Raw genomic sequence first — 17,213 nt, 5'->3', positions numbered from 1 at the left:
GCCCCGGCGCAGCCGGGAGGACCCCGGAGGCCCCGCGCCAGCGGGGACCGGAGGGGCCAGCGGAGCGCCCGGCTGTTCGCGGACCGGCGAAGCCGGACGCGCCGGAGCGGCGCGCACCAGGCGGCGAGGCCGGACAGCGTCCGGCCGCAGCACACCGCCCCGGAGGCCCGGCGCAGCCGGGACGGCCCGAAGGGCCGGTGCGCCCCGGAGGGGCGGGGAGCCCTGGAGGGGCGGGGAGCCCTGGAGGGGCGGGGAGCCCTGGAGGGGCGGGACGGCCGGAGGCCGGCCCCGGGCGGCCGGAAGGCCCGGGGCGGCAGACGCCGCACGGCGGAACGCCGCCCGGACACCGGGACGGCCCAGCCAGGCAGAACACCCCACCACCAGCGGGTTCGCGCCCCCAGGGCACCCCACCGCGCCCAGACGCACCCCCAGCGCCGAACCCGCGCTCTGGCCACCCCGAGGGCGGCCCAGCACGCCCGAACCCACAAAGCCCGAACGGCCCGTCTCGCCCAGACACCCCGGCGCACCAGGCCCCGTCGCACTCGAACGGCTCCGGTCCACGTCCGGATGGTCCTGCTCGGCAGGACTCGTCACGTCCGGACATGCGTCCGGCTGGCCCCGGCCCACGTCCGGATGGTCCTGCCCGCCAGGACTTGTCGCGTCCGGACATGCGTCCGGCTGGCCCCGGTTCGCGTCCGGATGGTCCTGCTCGGCAAGACGGTCCGCCGCACCCGGACCACCAGCGTCAACAGCCGCGCCCAGATGCCCCGGCCCCTGACCGGCCGATGCGCCCGGATGGCCCGATGCGCCCGGATGGCCCGGATGGCCCGTCGCGCCCGGATGCTCCGCACCGCAACAGCGACCCGGACACCCCGCGCCAGCGCCACCCGGAACCCCAGCCCGATGGTGTCCGCCCCCAACGGGCGGACGCGCCGCACCACAACGCCCCCACCCCGCACCAGCCGGGACCGCGCCACGCAGGGGCCGACCTCCACCAGCACGGCACCGTGCACCCCGACTCGTTCTCGAACGTCAGGCACGACGAGGGCCGCTGGGGCCTGGGGCAACAACAGCGGGCGGCCGAGGAACGTCCCGGCCACGACCGGAGTTCGGACGCTGCGAACAGCCCGGACCAGGGAGCGCAGAAGTACTCCACCGCGGAGTCGATGGCCGCCGAGCGCCCGCCGGCGAACCCGTCCGAGCACCGGTGGGACATCGGCCGCGCAGGCGAGTTCGAGCGGCTCGACGTATCCCCCGAGCTGCGGCAGAAGCTCGCGGGCGACGACGGCTACACCGGCATCCGCAACACCCCGTCCGGCCTGTCGGTGGTGCACTACCCGAAGTCGATGATCGGGGACCGCGCCTACTACGACAGGGTCCCGAAGCCAGCGGTCGACCCGAAGCGCTTCACGGTCGAGGTGCACGGCAGCCCGGACGGCGTGGAGTTCCGCGGCCAGCAGCTCTCCGCCAAGGAGCTGGCCGAGATCATCAAGGCCGCCCCCGGCTACGACCCGGGCACCCCGATCCGCCTGCTGTCCTGCAAGACCGGCGCGGACACGCCGGACGGCTCCCCGAACTTCGCCCAGCAGCTCTCCAAGGAACTGGGCGTCGAGGTCCTGGCGCCCAACAAGGACGCCTGGGTCGACAACTTCGGCAACATGTACGCGAGCGACTCCCGAGCGAAGTTCGAACCGGACGCAGCGGGAACGCCCCAACCGAAGCTCGACGAACCGGGCCAGTGGATCAGCTTCGCCCCCGACGGCACCAAAGCAACCCACGACAGCCCCTTCCCCCCAGGCCACGAACCAGAATTCACCCGCCACGGAGTCCAAGCCCACAACGCCGAACAACGCGGCATCGGCGACGTGTTCCGGAAGATGTTCGGCCTGGAGAAGAAGCCGGACACGTTCGAAACGGACCCGGTCACGGGAGAAAGACACCCCGCCCCGCACCAGGCCTACACCCAACACCCGCAGAACGGCCAACCACCGTTCCAACAGCCCCAGCCCGGCCAATCACCGAACCTGCCGCAGGAGTGGCAGCGCCAGCCCCAAGCTCCTGCCCAACAGGGCCAGATGCCCTACCAGCAGGGCCAGCAGCCTCCGGCGGTCCAACAGCAGCAAGCGGGCCCGTACCCCCAGCAGCAGCCCGGCCCGCAGTCCTACCCTCAGCAACCCCAGGGTGGCTACCCGCAGCAGCAAGGTGGATACCCGCAGCAGTCTCCCCAGAACGGCCCGGGATTCGGCCAGCAACAACCCGGACCGAGCCCGCAGGGGATGAGCAACCAGCCCGGCGGTCCGCAGTACCAGCAGGGCGTCGGCAACAACCAGGGCGGCCCGCAGTACCCGCAGGGTGCGGGTAATCAGCCGGGTGGCCCGCAATACCAGCAGGGAGGCGGCTACCCGCAGCCCCAACACCCAGGAGGCATGCACCAGCAAGCCCCGGGCCAACCACAGCCCCCGGTGGCACAGCCTCCACGAGGTCCGCAGCAGTCCGGGCCGACCCCGCCACCTGCGGCTCAGCCCCCACGCGGCCCGCAACAACCGCAGGGCATGCCCCAGCAGAGCGGCCGCCCGACCTTCAACGGCCCTGGCCCCCAGGGACCGCACACCCCGGCCCACGGCCCGCAGGGCCCACGGTCCCAGCAAGCACCTGGACAACCGGCCCCGAGGCCGTACGACGTCTCGGACCCCCGCCAAAACCAGCCAGGCCCCACACAGCCTGGCCCATACCCGAACGTCGGCAGCCCACGCCGTCCAACGCCTCCGCTGGACGTCTCGGGCCCGAGGATGGACGGCCCGTCGCCAAGTAGCCCGAACTCGCCAATTCCGGTTGGCCACCACACCACGCCGTCCACCGGGAGGACAGCCGAAGCCCCGCAGCAACCGGAAGCAGCGCACGTTCGCTACGAGCACGAGGGAACGCAGCAAACCGGCGACCCGGATAGACCCGGTCACAGGAGCGAGGTCGAGGGCGACGGCACCCTTGCAGACACCTCTGGGCCTGCGCCACTGGTGAACAAGGAGCCGGATTATGACGATCCGCTAGGCCACGTATCACGCGACACCGAGCTGGACCAGAGCAGGATCGAGCAGTCCTTGGTCCAGGGCGGATACGAACGCCGCCAGGTGGTGTGGCGCACCGACCGTGATCTGCTGTACCGACATGACAACCGCCCTCCTGAGGAGGTCTTCGCGGAGGCGAGAGGGTTTCAGGGGAGGGGTGACCGAGTTAACCTGCATCAGCACCTGGATATGTCCCAAGGGCAGATCGTTGCGACCACTCGAAGCTATGAACACGCTCGTGACCGGGCTATGGCCGGACCATCCCGGGAAGAGTCGTACGTGTACGAGATCGACGCGCCCGGCGGCGTAGATATCGCCGCGATGAATTTGGGAACCAGAGGCGAGGACGAAGTCGGCTTCGTCAGGGAAATCGATGTCCGGTTCATCAAGACGTGCATCATCATCGATCCGAAAACCGGTGACGTCATCGCCCGGGTCCCTAACCCGCATTACTGGAAAGGTCACAGCCGATGAGCATGCCGGACGACGGGCGGCCAGAAGTGCCTCCGATCACGCCTGCGATGCGGGAAGAAGCAAGGCTCCGGGCTGGCGGCTACATATATGTGATCGATTCCGCGTACGACCCGAACGGCGACGTTCCAGCGCATGCGATCAAGGGCGCCTTCGCGGTTGACGAGAACGGCGAGATCGGTGACTACCAGGCCAATCCCAACTACCGGCCATCGCAGATCGAGTTGGGGGAGCCGCCCGCGAGCATGACCGACCAAGGGATGCGCGCGGCGATGGCTGGTCGACTCGGCCAGGACGAGCTCCTCGGGCTCGTCGCCAGGGCGGTGTTGCCCGTTCTCGTAACACCAGAGGGCCATGTGATGCTTCTCAACTCGGAGAACGGTCCTTGCCTGGTGGCGTACACCACACGAAGTGTGGTGCCCGGGGACGTGCACGTGGAGGTGCTGTACCTCCCGAGAATCCTGCGCAACCTCCCCCCGGACGTGTCTGTTGTCCTCAACGGGAGTGCTGGGTTGCAGGCGCGGTTCCCGGTAGGGGAACTGGTAACTGCCCTGCGGGGTCGCCAGTTGCTCGTGGAAAACTCCGACGGCGGGCTTGAGGTCGGCCCTCCGGCATGGAGGCGGCAGAGCGCACGTCTTGCCCAGCTGGTGGACGAAACGACCTTCGCCGCGGTTGAACAGGCATTGGCCGAGTGGGGCGGTCTGAGCACCGATGTTTCACCCCGTCAAGCCGTTGTCACTGATCTTTCGATCACCGCTGTTGAGGTTCTGCTGCGAGGTGGCATCGCAGATCCGGATGTCCTCGCCGCGGCAGCGGCCTTCCACGGTGTCGACCCGATGTTCGCTGCTATGCGGACCAAGGTGACCACGTTCCCCGACGACGGCGCCGTGGTGGCGAAGCTGCTGAGGTCGGCAACGAGTCCGGAGCCGCCGGAAGGGGCTCGGAAAGCGCTTGTGTTTTCCGTCTACCTGGAGCACTTGCGTGCGATGCCCTGGCAGGTGCGGGCGATCGTCCTTGCCAACAGGATTGCGGAGATCACCTCTCCGGACATCCCGGAGAAGCGTCGTGAGAACAAGAAGTATGAACTGGCCACGTCGCTGCTGTCCTGCGCGAGTGACATGCCGGAGGCGTTCAAGGCGCAGGTAGCCGAGGTTGCCGGTGTCGATCCGACAGCCCTGGACCAGGCTCACCCGAAATCGGAGCTGCGGTCCGCTGTCGTCTCTCGTGAACAGGCTGTCGACCGCGTGCGCGCAGCCGTCGGCGAATTGGGTTCCCCGCTCAATGTGGACGACATCGGGTTGGCGTACGTCGTGCACACGACCGATCGCGGATACTTCGTTCACAAGCTGTGGGATGTCGTCACCAGCGAGCAGTCCATCGAGGAATACCGCGCGAAGTACGACGTGTTCCCCTTTGAACTGGGAGAGCAGCACCGGGAAGCCAATCGCCCAGCGGCGCCCCAGAACCCCATTGACCCCCGTGAGCGGTTCGTGGGGTCGATGCTTGCCGGGGCCGTTGGGGATGCTCTCGGGTATGCGATCGAGTTCCACGACATCGGGACGATTCGACGTGATCACGGGGACGCTGGCCTCACAGCTCCGGTGCTTCGGGATGGCGTTGCGCAGATCTCCGACGACACGCAGATGATGCTGTTCACGTTGGAAGGGCTCATTCGGGCGCACGTCGCTCGGCGGATGAATCCGGTGGACAACGATCCGGTTCCCGAGGTGCAGCACGCGTATCAGCGGTGGTTCCACACGCAGGGGCATCCGTGGCACGAGGTTGGTGGGCCGTATGCCCGGCAGCTCCAGCAGCCTGATGGTTGGCTGATCACGAACCGCGGGCTCTTCCAGCAGCGCGGCCCGGGGAGAACTTGCATCTCGGCGTTGCGGACGTTCGCGCAGACGCACCAGCACCCCACTCCGCAGCACCGGGTCAACGATTCCAAGGGCTGCGGCGGCGTGATGCGTGCTGCGCCGGTCGCTGTGTGGTCGAACGATCCGGCTGAGGTGTTCTACGCCGCTGTGGGCACCGCTGCGCTGACGCACGGCCACCCCAGCGGGTTCTTGTCGGCCGGTGTGCTGGCCGTGATCGTGCACCAGCTGATCCGGGACGTTTCGTTGCCGGACAGCGTTCGGCTGGCGCGGGATCTGCTGTTGCGGTGGCGTGGGCACGAGGAGCAGCTGCGAGCTCTCGACAATGCGGTGGAGCTGGCCAGGCGGGGGCCGGTCAGCCCGGAGGAGATCGAGAGCACTTTGGGCCGGGGCGCGGTCGGCGAGGAAGCCCTCGCGATCGGCCTCTACGCCGTGCAGGCCACCGACAACCTGCGGGACGCGCTGCTGCTTTCGGTGAACCACTCGGGCGACTCGGACTCGACCGGGATCGTGGCGGGCAACATCGGCGGAGCCCTGTACGGAACTCGCGCGATTCCGCAGGAGTGGCTGAACACGCTGGAGCTCCGCCAGGTCATCGAGACGTTGGCCAACGACGCGCTCGCCGAGTTCAGCCCCGGGCCGCCCAACGACCAGGCGTGGCTGCAGCGCTATCCGGCGTGGTGAGTAGCGGATCACCAGTTGGGACTCGAGAAGAAGGCAACGTTGTGCTCGATGCGGCCGAATGACCGCTTTCAGCGCCGGTTTCGTGGTTCGCGGGTGGGGAGACCTGAATGACGTTTGAGGGCGGAGCGCGTGAGGAGCCCGGCGCCGTGCAGGTGGCATTGAACGTCGACGAGGTCGAGTTCATCGCGGCATGGCGCATGTACCGCTCCGGGTACGTCAGCCTGTCACCCGCGACTCGCGAGTTCCTGGGCCAGCTGTCCGAACGCATCGGACTCGCACCGATGGGCGAAGAGGCCTCGCCGGTCGCGACGACAGTCCGTGATCTACCGGTTTACAGCCCGGAAGCCGCCGTGCGAATCAAGGAGGCTCTGCCGGGAGTCGTGTTCGGAGGTGCGGTCGCGGACTCGATCGGCGCTCCCGTCGAGTTCGATGACTGGGTCGCTATCAAGCAGAAGGCCGGTCCGAACGGGGTGGCGGGGCTTGGGTCGGCGTTCGGGGTGCCCGGGAGCTTCACCGATGACACCCAGCTTCTCGCCTTCACCTTGGAGGGGCTGATCATCAGCAGGATTCAGCTCCGCCGGCGACGGTTCGAGGAGTACTTCCACACGCGGGGCGGACTGCAGATGTCTTACGCGCGGTGGCTACACACCCAGGGGATGGAGTGGCGGGAAACCCTCCCCGCAGCCTTTCGCAAGTCGATTCCTGACCCCGGTGGCTGGTTGGTCACCCAACCCGAGCTGCGTGCGCAACGGTCGCCGGACCGTGACAACCTCGAAGCCATCGCTGCGTTCGCGCGGGCCACCGATGAGAACGCGTCCCAGGGGATCAGCAACTTCGACACGCCGCTGAACCAGTCCAAGAGCACCGGCGCGCTTCTCCGGTCCGCACCTGCGTTCTTGTGGTCGGATGTGCCTGAGCGAGTCTTCAACCTGGCAGCGGACATCGCGGCCATGACACACGGTCACCCCACCGGGTATCTGCCCTCTGGTGTCCTCGCGATCTTGTGCGGTGAGCTGGCTCGGGGCGTCTCGCTGAGGTCGGCGATCGACACTGGTTTGGCTCAGCTGCAGCGCTGGGAGGGCTGCGACGAGACCCGGGCATCTATTGAACGAGCCCTCGACCTGGCTGAGGTCGGGCGGGTGACGACGCAGACGATCGAAGATCGGCTCGGGCTCGGGTGGCGGGCTGACGAAGCGTTGGCCATCGGCTTGGCCGCGGCTCTGGCGGCTCCGGATGATTACGCGCAGGCCGTCAGAATCGCGGTGAACAGGTCCGGGAACAGCACAACGCCTGCCGCGGTCTGCGGGGCGATTATGGGTGCGGCCCACGGCGTCCGCGTCGTTCCCGAGGATTGGCTCGCCGGGCTCCAGTGGAGAGAGGGGCTCGAAGCATTGGTCCGCGATGTGCTGGTGGAGTTCACCAGCGCCGAAGCTCCGGAGAACGACGCATGGCTGAGGAAGTACCCGCAACAGCTTTGAGTGAGCGGCGATCTCGGATGAGGGCTGACTGAGTGGCGCGATTCAGGACGATCCAAGTGCTTCTTGAGCCGGACGAGCAGCGGGCGTTGCGGGTATGGCGCGGTATGGCGCGCGGCTTGGCCGGCCGCAGAGCACTCGTGTGGATCAGGCGAGTGGTCCCGCGCGTTCGCGGGCTTGCTCCTGAGCGCGCCAACATCACGAAGTTGAGCTCGTCGGAGCTGGTAGCGCTGACCGCTTGGCGGCAGGTCAGATCCGATGTCACCAGTCAGTCGCTGTCCGAAACCCTGGTGCTGCGCGCGATCGAATCCGGGGAGAAGGGGAACATCACGCCGATCGGACACCGAGCGGCTTTCACGCCGATGTTCGCGAGTCCGTTCAACCGCAGTCGGAAGGTTCTCGCGCAGCTGGAGAACCGGTGCGCCGGGATGCTGTTGGGTGCCATGGCCGGTGATGTGCGAGGTGCTGCGGACGAGCGCACGGCTTCGCTTCGCACCGCCGCGGCCTTTTTCGCTGCGGAGTCCGTGATTCGTTCACGCACCGCGCTGCGTCGCACCGGTAGAGCTGATGTCGCAGTGCAGCTGTCAGCGGGCAAACGGCGTTTGGAAATGTTGATCCGCAGGTCCGATGATCTGGCGCTGGACACCTCGTCAGGATGGTTGGCGGCAGACCCTCGTTTGCGCGAAGCGCCTGATTGGCATTCCGATACGCCGGTCGATGCCACTTCGATGCTGGTGGCGGCTGCACCGCTGGCCTTCATCTCGGATGGAGAGGATTCGGCTGGCGAACCTGTGCTGGCCGTTGCGCAAGCTCTTTTGGACAGCGTGGAATTCTCCTTGGCGGCAGTGGCATTCGCTGCGCTCCTGCGGAACCGGCCGTTCGAGCCCCTCTGGGCGACGACAGCCGGACGTGCTCTATCGGAGCTCGAACGATTGCCGGAGAGCCAAGCAGCAGTCGAATGGCTGGAGGCGGCGATCCGACTGGCATCGGCTTCACCTGCTGAGGCAGTGGACAGGGCTGCTCTGGTGAACGAGCACTTCGACCAAGCAGGTCCGGTCGCAGCCCTCGCAGTGGCGCTGTTCGCAGCTTCTTCGAGTGAATCGTGGGCTGAAGCCATCAGCACGGCCGCGCAGTGGCGGCATGACGGCCGCTCCGCCGCTGCGTTGTGCGGTGCGCTTAAGGGCTGGTCCGACGGAGCTTCAGGAATCCTGCGAGACGGTCTCCCAGCGAGTCTCCAAGGTGTCGCTCTCCAGCTTGGCAAGGACCTTGCGGCTGAGTTCGGTCGGCTGCCCATCGACGACGCTGATTGGCATCGCCGCTATCCGACGGGGTACGTCTCAGAACTCACGCCGATGCGACCTAAATCGCCGGGTGAGACGTCGATCGCCTTTGACCAGGACGTCTTCGTTGACGAGAGTGATCAGGACGTGCAGGTGAGCCCGGGTGCCGGGGATGTGGAGGGGGACATGGGTCAGCCGCTGGAGATGACCGCGCTGGAGCAGGCGATTGGGCGGTTCGCCGCGGAGCAGGGGTCGGTCGAGGACGTTTACCGGGAGTTCTTGGTCGCCGATCTCCTGGTCGTCACCGGGCCGGGGTCTTCGCAGCCCGCGGACTTCCGGTTGGAGGGGCAGGAGAAGGCGCAGATCTGGGTCTGCACGCACAAGAGCGCCGTGCCGGAGCTCGGGGGTGCGGACTTCGCGCCGGGGACCGTGCGGGCCAACGGGTACCGGTTGCTGCCGCTGCTCGTCGAGCGGAACGTGCGGATCTTCACCAAGGGCGAGCAGATGGACCTGCAGATCATCGGGTCGCGGGCCATCGAGATCTCCGCTCCCGAGGTCACCGATGAGATGCGCGCGGCCGCCGCCCGGCAGCCGGGGAGCTGGTTCTCCGTGCCGGACCAGATGTACCGGGAGTCGGCGCGGGAGGAAGTCCCCGAGCAGGCCTGGATCGGCGCCTACTGGGTCGACGAGGACGGCACGCTCACCAGCCGGTACTCGGTGAACGCCGACTACCGGCCGAGCCCCACCACGCTGGGCTTCCCGCGGCCGGAGAGCATGCTGGAAGGCGTCCTGCACATGTGGGCGACCGGGTACGTGTCCGACCGGTCGATGCTGATGACGGTGGCGCGGTCCGAGGTCGCGCTGCTCGCGCACGAGGACGGCGTGCCCTCAGCCCTCAACCTCGGCGGGAAGGCCGCGCTCGTGGCCGGTTCCAGCCCCAAGTACCTCCCCGAGCGGGAGCACAAGGTCAGGGCCTCCGTCGCCCAGCTCAGGAAGGCCTTCGAGGAAGTCGACCTGGTCATCGACGTGGGTGAGCGGCACCAGGCGGACATCGAGGGGAAGGCGCTGCTGAGGGCCTTCGAGGAGCTCGAAGCCGAGGAACGCCAGCAGGATCCGGGCAGCGGAGCAGGGGCCGAGCCTGCATCCGCCCAGCCCCAACAGCCTGAGCAGCAACCGCAGCCCGCCGCGCAGGAGCCCGCGCCGCAGGCAGCGCACCCCCAGCAGCCCGCCCAACCTCAGCAACCCGCACCCCAGGCCCCCGCCCAACCCGCTCCGCCGCCGGACCCGGGTGAGCGGTTCATGGGTTCCATGCTGGCCGGGGCTGTTGGGGATGCTCTCGGGTACGCCATCGAGTTCCACGACATCGACATGATTCGGCGGAACCACGGCGATTCCGGGCTCACCGAGCCGGTGCTTCGGGACGGCGTCGCGCAGATCTCCGACGACACGCAGATGATGCTGTTCACCCTCGAAGGGCTCATCCGCGCGCACGTCGCTCGGCGCATCAAGCCGGTCGACAACGATCCGGTGCCCGAGGTGCAGCACGCCTACCAGCGGTGGTTTCACACCCAGAACCAGCCGTGGCAGCGGGCCGGTGGCCCCTACGCGCAGCACCTGCAGCAGCCCGACGGCTGGTTGATCACCAACCCCGCGCTGTTCGCCGCGCGCGCTCCGGGCAGCACGTGCATGTCCGCGCTCGCGCGGTTCGCGCAGACGCACCAGCACGCCACCCCGCAGGCGGCGATCAACGACTCCAAGGGGTGCGGGGGCGTCATGCGGGCCGCACCGGTCGCGGTGTGGTCGCACGATCCCGCCGAGGTCTTCTACGCCGCCGTCGGCACCGCCGCGCTCACCCACAGCCACCCCAGCGGGTACCTCTCCGCCGGGGTGCTCGCCGTGGTCGTGCACCAGCTCATCCGCGACGTTCCGCTCCCGGAGGCCGTGCGGGTCGCGCGGGAACTCCTGCTGCGGTGGCGGGGGCACGAGGAGCAGCTGGCGGTCCTGGACCGGGCCGTCGAGCTCGCGCAGCGGGGACCGGTCGCGCCGGAGGTGATCAAGGACACCCTCGGGCAGGGCTGGGTCGGGGAGGAAGCTCTCGCGATCGGGCTCTACGCCGCGCTGGCCACGGATAACCTGCGGGACGCGCTGTTGCTGGCCGTCAACCACTCGGGGGACTCGGACTCCACGGGGATCGTGTGCGGCAACATTGCGGGGGCCTTGCACGGGGCTCGGGCCGTTCCGCCGGAGTGGCTCGGCGCCCTGGAGCTGCGCGAGGTGATCGAGACGTTGGCCCGGGATGCGCTCGCCGAGTTCAGCCCCGGCCCGCCGACCGATCCGGCCTGGACGCGGCGCTACCCGGCCTGGTGACCACGAGGGAGACATCGCGATGACCGACGCTCGACCGCCGCAGCTGTCGTGGGCGGAACGCTTCCGCGGAGCCATGCTCGGCGGGGCCGTCGGCGACGCGCTCGGCGCTGGCGTGCGGCACGCCAGCGCCGCCGAAATCCACCAGTGGTTCGGCCCGCAGGGCGTCGTCGACTACCTGGACGGGTACGGGCGGCGCGGCGCGGTCACCGACCTCTCCCAGCTCACCGCGTTCACCCTGGAAGCCATGCTGCGGGCGAAGGCGGCCAACCCGGTCAGCGGCGGGTGGCTGCCGAAGGAGCTCGTGCTCGCCAACTACCTGCGCTGGCTGCACACGCAGGGCGTGCCGTGGGACCACGCGATGGCCGCCCACCTGGCCACCGAACCCTCGCCCACCGGCTGGCTGCTCGGCCGACCCGAGCTGTACTCGACCCGCAACCCGGACGGCTCGGCGATCGCGCTGCTCGGGCGGCTGGCCCGGCTGGCCCCGGTCGGCCCGGACGGCCTGGTGCACCCGCCGACCGATGTGGACGGTTCGGCGGAGTACGCGGTCCTGGCCGCGCCCGCCATGGTGTGGTCGAACATGCCCGGGGTCGTCTGCTCGACTGCTTCCGCGATCGCGCACATCTTCACCTCCGGTCGCAACGCGGTCGCCGCCGCGGGGCTGCACGGCGACGTGCTGGCGCAGCTGATCCGCGGGGTGCCGCTGTGGGACGCGGTGGCCGCCTCCGACCGGGACCGGCTCGGCACCGCCGCCCCGGGCGAGGTCGCCGCCGACGTCCGGCGGACCGTGCACGCCGCGATGTTCGTCGGGCAACGGGGCGTGCGCCCCTCCCCGGCCGACGTGGACATCGAGTTCGACACCGAGAACAAGCCCGGTGAGCTCGGCATCGCGCTCGCCGCGGTGGGCAGCACCCGGAACTTCGCCGACGCGCTGCGGGTCGCGGTCAACCACTCCAGCGACAGCGCGGTGGCCGGTGCACTGGCCGGGCAGCTGGCCGGTGCGATCCACGGCGTCGGCGGGATTCCCGCGCGCTGGCTGGACGAGCTCGAACTGCGCGAGGTCATCGAGGTCCTCTGCGCCGATGCGACCGAGGCGTTCGCGCCGCCACCGCCGCCGCAGTGGGCCCAGCGCTACGTGCCGGGCTCCCGGCCCGGCCCGCGCGAGCTCACCGCGCCGCACACCGTCGAAGGCGCCGCCGAGCAGACCATGATCCTGCCGCCCGTGCAGGACGACGTCGACACGCCCCCGCAGGGCCAGCCGCAGCAGGGCCCCCGCTCGTCGGGCATCGGCGCACCGACGTTCCCGTCCGCCCGCGCGGACTTCGCGGTGGGCGACCCGTCGAGCACCGGGCCGATCCCGGTCCCGAACCTGCGCTCCGCCGAAACCCCGGCGGAGACCACCGCGGTGCTGCCCGCCATCGACGACCGGGACGCGCCGCAGGTCGGGGCCTTCCCGCCACCGAACGAGGCCCGCAGCACCGCAGGGCGCATCGTCGTGCCGTCCGCGGCGGAGGTCGCCGGGGCACCGGAGCCGGTGGCCGAGCCGGAGACCTCCGCCCAGGCCGCGGAGCGGGCCGCTGGTGCGGACGAGTCCGCGGAGCGGGCCGCTGGTGGGGCGGCGGAGGCCGTCCCGGACGTCGCCGCGGTCGCTGCCGTGCCGGAACCGGCTGCTGACCTGGACGACTTCGGCCGCGAGTCGGCGGACCTCGAAGAGGCTGCGGAGCCGGAGGCGTTCGCGGAGCACTTCGACGGCGTGGCAGGCGGGCGGAGCGGCGTCCCGGTCACCGACCTCGCGCCGGTGGAGGAGCCGCAGGAGGACTTCGAAGTCGAGCCTGACGGCCTGGAGGAAGCTTCGCCCGCGCCGAACTCCGGTGCTGCGGTGGACGGAGCCGCCGTCGACCAGGCGCGAGCGGGGCTTGGCGTTGGCGAGGCTGCGGAGCCCGTCCCGGCGGAGCCGGTCTCCGGCGCGGAGCTGGACGACGAGGTGGGTGAGCAGGAGACCGCGGAGCCGGTCGATCGCGGGGCGGCCGATGACGGCGATGCCCCGGAGTCGAACGGCGCGGCGGAGTCCCAGGACCACCAGGAGCTCGCGGAGCGGATCGTTCGCGCATCGGCGGAGGTCGGGCGGATCACCGTTCCGGACGCCGGTGCCGTTGCCGCCGCGTCGCAGTGGGCCGAGCAGGACGACACCGCTGACCGGGAGCTCGCGGAGCGGGTGGTTCGGGAGTCGGCTGGTGCGAGCCGGTTCGCGGCCCCGGACGTCGACGAAGCCCCGGAACCGGACACCGACCCAGACCCGGCGGAACCGACAGACGAGCCCGTTCCCACTGCTGCCGCGCCGGAATCGGCCACTGACGACCCGGCAGACCACGACCCGGCGGACCACGAGGTCGCGGAGCGAGAGCCTGCGGACCGTGAGCTGGTGGGCCGTGAGTCTGTGGATCGCGGGCTTGCGGATCGTGAGTCTGCGGGTCGTGAGCCTGTGGACCGTGAGGTTGTGGATCACGAGCCTCTGGACAGCGAACTTGTGGACCGTGAGCTGGTGGGCCGTGAGTCTGTGCGTCACGAGCTTGTGGATCGCGAACCTGCGCTTTCGGGTCGTGAGCCTTCGGATCGCGGGCTTGTGGATCGCGAGCCTGCGGACCAGGAACCGGCCGACCGCGGGCCCGAGGCCGATGAGCCGGAACGCGTCACCGGTGTGACCGCAGCGCCGGTGGAGGACGACGCCGCCTCGGTGGAGGAGGCTTCGGCCACCTCGCAGGTCACGGTGGAACGTGAGCCGGTCGACCTGGAGCCGCCCGCGCGTGCCCCGATCGACCTCGAACCGGCCGAGCCCGACGAGGACGTCGCGCTGGCGGCGGAACCGGGGACCCCGGCGGACGACGTCGATCCGCCCGACCGCGACACCGACCGGTCCGAAGTGGACGACGACCAGGGCTCCGACCAGGACGACGACGCCGGAACCCCAGGGGAGCCGTCGAATGCCGCCTCCTCGACCGGGGAATTGGCGTCCCCCGCGCCGAGGCCCCGTGGCGGGCACGCCAAGGCCGACGGCCCGGGGGACAGCGCCCCGTCGCTGACCGAGCGGGTGCTGGGCTGCTTCCTCGGCGGCGCGCTGGGCGACTCGCTCGGCTCCGACCTGGAGTTCATCACCGCCGAGGCGATCACCGCGCGCTTCGGGCCCGACGGCCCGTCCGGTCTGCGGGAGGCCTACGGCGTGCGCGGGGCGATCACCGACGACACCCAGATGACGCTGTTCACCGCCGAGGGGCTGATCCGCGGCAGCATCGCCAACCGGATGCTCGGCAGCGACGACCCGCTGCCCGAGGTGCAGCTGGCCTACCAGCGCTGGCTGCACACGCAGGGCGTGGAGTGGGAGGCCGCGGCCGGTGCGTTCCTGGCCGACTACCCGGCGCCCGACGGCTGGCTGATCGAGGTGCCCGGCCTGTTCGCCACCCGCGCGCCCGGCAAGACCGTGTGGCGCGCGCTGGCCCGCTTCGGCGACGGGGGACCGGCCGGGTCGTTCACCGAGCGGATCAACGACTCCAAGGGCTGCGGCGGCGTGATGCGCGCCGCCCCGGCGGCGCTGTGGTCCACCGACCCCGCCGAGGTGTTCCGGCTCGCCGCCCGCACCGCCGCGCTGACGCACAGCCACCCCGCCGGCTACCACTCCGCCGGGGCGCTGGCGGTCATCGTCCAGCAGGCGCTGCTCGGCCGCGGCCTCGACGACGGCGTGTGGCTGGCGCTGCAGGTCCTGGAGACCTGGGAGGACCACGAGGAGACCACCGCGGCGCTCAAGGCCGCGGTGGACCTGGCCGAGGCGGGCGAGCCGACGCCGGAGGAGGTCGCCGAGCGGCTCGGCGGCGGCTGGGTCGGGGAGGAGGCGCTGGCCATCGCGGTCTGCGCGGCGCTGGTGGGCGAGGACGTCGAGCAGGCGCTGCGGATCGCCGTGCACCACGGCGGCGACAGCGACTCGACCGGTGCTATCTGCGGCAACATCGTCGGCGCGCTGCACGGCGTCGCGGCGCTGCCGGTCGACTGGCTGGCCGACCTGGAGCTGCGCGACGTGGTCGAGCAGGCCGCGCTGGACTGCGTCGCCGAGTTCGGCCGGGACGCCTTCCAGCCCGGACCGGCCGCGATCGAGCCGCCCACCAGCGAGGACTGGAACGAGCGCTACCCGGTCCGCCCGCACTGGTCCGCGGCACCGGAGCCGGTCGCCGCCGCGCCGGGGCCGGAGTTCCCGGCGCCCAAGCCGGCGCCGCGGCGGTTCACCGGAGTCAGGCACGACGAGTTGTCCGAGGGGGAGGACGAATGATCCTGGGGGTGCCGGTCCCCGGCGCGCACGCCCTGGTCGACGGGGCGCACTGGCCGTTGCGCGAGCTGGGCGAGCAGGGCGCGGTGCTGGCGGGCCGCGACCAGCCGGTGCCGCTCGACCAGCTCGGCGAGGTGCTGGTGGCGCTGCACGAGGACCCCGCGCCGGTGCGGCCGGAGTTCCCGGCCCCGGCGTCCTACGGGGAGTTCCCGGACCGCGCCGAGCAGCAGCGCGACCTGGAGTGGGCACTGCGCGAAGCGGTCGTCGCCGGGTTGCCGGACGGCTGGCAGCGCGTGGTCGTCGACTGCGCCGCGCTGGGCACCCGCATCGAGATCACCGCCACCACCGACGCCGAGCACCGGTGGATCCCCACCCAGGACGTCGTCGACGCGCTCCGGCGGCACCGGGACATCACCTACCGGCCGGATACCGGGGCGTGGACCACGGCGCGTCTCCAGCTCGACCAGGACGGCGCCGACCTGAGCACCGGGCACGACGAGCCCAGCTGGCTCATCGGTCCGGAGGACGGTCGCGCGCACTACGAGGAGCTGCGCTACTACCCGCGGACCACCGCGCCGGGCTGGCTGCTCAACCCGGCCTGGGAGCACTACGGCCAGCACCGCGAGTCCGCACGCCCCGCGCCGGTCCGGATGGCCCAGGTGTTCGACGGCCGCGACGCCGACGGCCGCCCGCTGGTGCACCGGCCCGCGCTGACCTCGGTGGAGAAGCGGCTGGTCGCGCACTACCTGCACGGCGGCGAGATCCTGCTGCGCGCGTACAGCAGCGACCCCGACGAGCTCGACCCGCAGCGCCCGCCAGCGGTGCCCAAGCAGTTCCACACCGACGGCACCTGGGTGTGGCCGCTGGCCCTGGCCTACTACCTGGACGAGCACGACGTCGCCCCGCCGCGGGAGTTCCTCGACCACATCCGCGGCCGCAACCACCAGCCGCCCGGGCAGGTGGCCGACCGGGCGGCCGCCGAGGCCAAGGCGCTCGTGCTCGGCGGCGACCCCGACGCGCTGCAGCAGTACGACCCGGCCGAGGCCATCGACATCGCCCGCGGCTTCATCAGCGCGATGGGCATGAGCACCCGCTTCTACAGCTTCGAGGAGCCGCTGGAGGGCGGCTGGAGCATGCTGCGCGGCTCCGACGGCTGGTGGGTGGTGTTCTGCGTGGACGAGGGCGAGGTGCGGAACCGCTCGACCTTCCCGGACCCCTACGCCGCCGCCGCTCACCTGATCGGTGCGATGTCGCTCACCCGCAAGCGCTTCCTGCGCGAGCCGGACGAGCCGCTGCAGGACTTCGAGTGCCGGTACGAACCGTTCCCCGGCGAGCCGCCGCTGGCCGCCTACGACAACAAGCTCCTGGTGACCCTGCGCACCGGGGACGAGGTCGACCGGTTCGGCGAGCCGACCGGCAACACCGTCTTCGTGGCCGGGACCACGCTGCCGCAGCGGTCGGTCCCGCCGCAGCAGCAGCCCGGGGAGTACCACCGGTACCGGGTGGTCAGCGGCTTCGAGGTCATCTCCGGGGTGGCCAAGCCGGACTTCGGCCAGGTCGGCGGCGGCACCGCCTTCGTGCTGCCCAACGACGTGCGGACGCTGGTCGCCGACGGCTGGCTGGTCGAGGTCTGAGCACCGGCACCGGCCGAACTGTGATCCATCTCGCCCACCGGGACGCCCTTG

7 protein-coding genes are annotated in these 17,213 nt (G+C 70.6%); 6 read left to right on the top strand and 1 reads right to left on the bottom strand.

The features are described from left to right. Positions 1 to 1,007 precede the first annotated feature (1,007 nt). The 3 genes from ABT324_RS26125 (at position 1,008) to ABT324_RS26115 (ending at position 7,572) form a co-directional block, all read left to right on the top strand. Entirely contained in the window at positions 1,008 to 3,539 is a 2,532-nt protein-coding gene (locus tag ABT324_RS26125) for a DUF8616 domain-containing protein (protein WP_351182781.1), read from the top strand. After that, positions 3,536 to 6,094 carry a type VII secretion system-associated protein gene (locus ABT324_RS26120; protein ID WP_351182779.1) on the top strand — a complete coding sequence of 853 codons (2,559 nt, stop codon included), beginning with the start codon at positions 3,536 to 3,538 and terminating at the stop codon, positions 6,092 to 6,094. The genes ABT324_RS26125 and ABT324_RS26120 overlap by 4 nt, the downstream gene beginning before the upstream one ends. Before the next feature lie 107 nt (positions 6,095 to 6,201). Beyond that, complete coding sequence (locus ABT324_RS26115; RefSeq protein WP_351182777.1) at positions 6,202 to 7,572, top strand: ADP-ribosylglycohydrolase family protein; 1,371 nt, start codon at positions 6,202 to 6,204, stop codon at positions 7,570 to 7,572. A gap of 265 nt (positions 7,573 to 7,837) precedes the next feature. Here the strand turns inward: ABT324_RS26115 and ABT324_RS26110 are convergent, their stop codons facing one another. After that, positions 7,838 to 8,329 carry a hypothetical protein gene (locus ABT324_RS26110; RefSeq protein WP_351182775.1) on the bottom strand — a complete coding sequence of 164 codons (492 nt, stop codon included), beginning with the start codon at positions 8,327 to 8,329 and terminating at the stop codon, positions 7,838 to 7,840. Between the two features lie 706 nt (positions 8,330 to 9,035). Here ABT324_RS26110 and ABT324_RS26105 point away from each other — a divergent pair. From ABT324_RS26105 to ABT324_RS26095, 3 genes are read left to right on the top strand one after another with little or no spacing between them, the layout of a single operon-like run. Further along, positions 9,036 to 11,216, top strand: coding sequence for an ADP-ribosylglycohydrolase family protein (locus ABT324_RS26105; RefSeq protein WP_351182773.1), 2,181 nt, complete (start codon positions 9,036 to 9,038; stop codon positions 11,214 to 11,216). A gap of 19 nt (positions 11,217 to 11,235) precedes the next feature. Continuing rightward, on the top strand, positions 11,236 to 15,531 hold the full coding sequence (locus ABT324_RS26100; protein WP_351182771.1) for an ADP-ribosylglycohydrolase family protein: 4,296 nt from the start codon (positions 11,236 to 11,238) through the stop codon (positions 15,529 to 15,531). Next, positions 15,528 to 17,162 carry a TNT domain-containing protein gene (locus ABT324_RS26095; protein WP_351182769.1) on the top strand — a complete coding sequence of 545 codons (1,635 nt, stop codon included), beginning with the start codon at positions 15,528 to 15,530 and terminating at the stop codon, positions 17,160 to 17,162. The genes ABT324_RS26100 and ABT324_RS26095 overlap by 4 nt, the downstream gene beginning before the upstream one ends. The last annotated feature ends 51 nt before the right edge of the window (positions 17,163 to 17,213 follow it).

The sequence above is a fragment of the Saccharopolyspora sp. NPDC000359 genome (genome assembly GCF_040300525.1).
Taxonomy (GTDB): Bacteria; Actinomycetota; Actinomycetes; order Mycobacteriales; family Pseudonocardiaceae; genus Saccharopolyspora.
The sequence above is the reverse complement of the archived record's forward strand: the minus strand, read 5'-3'. Positions and strand labels throughout refer to the sequence as shown.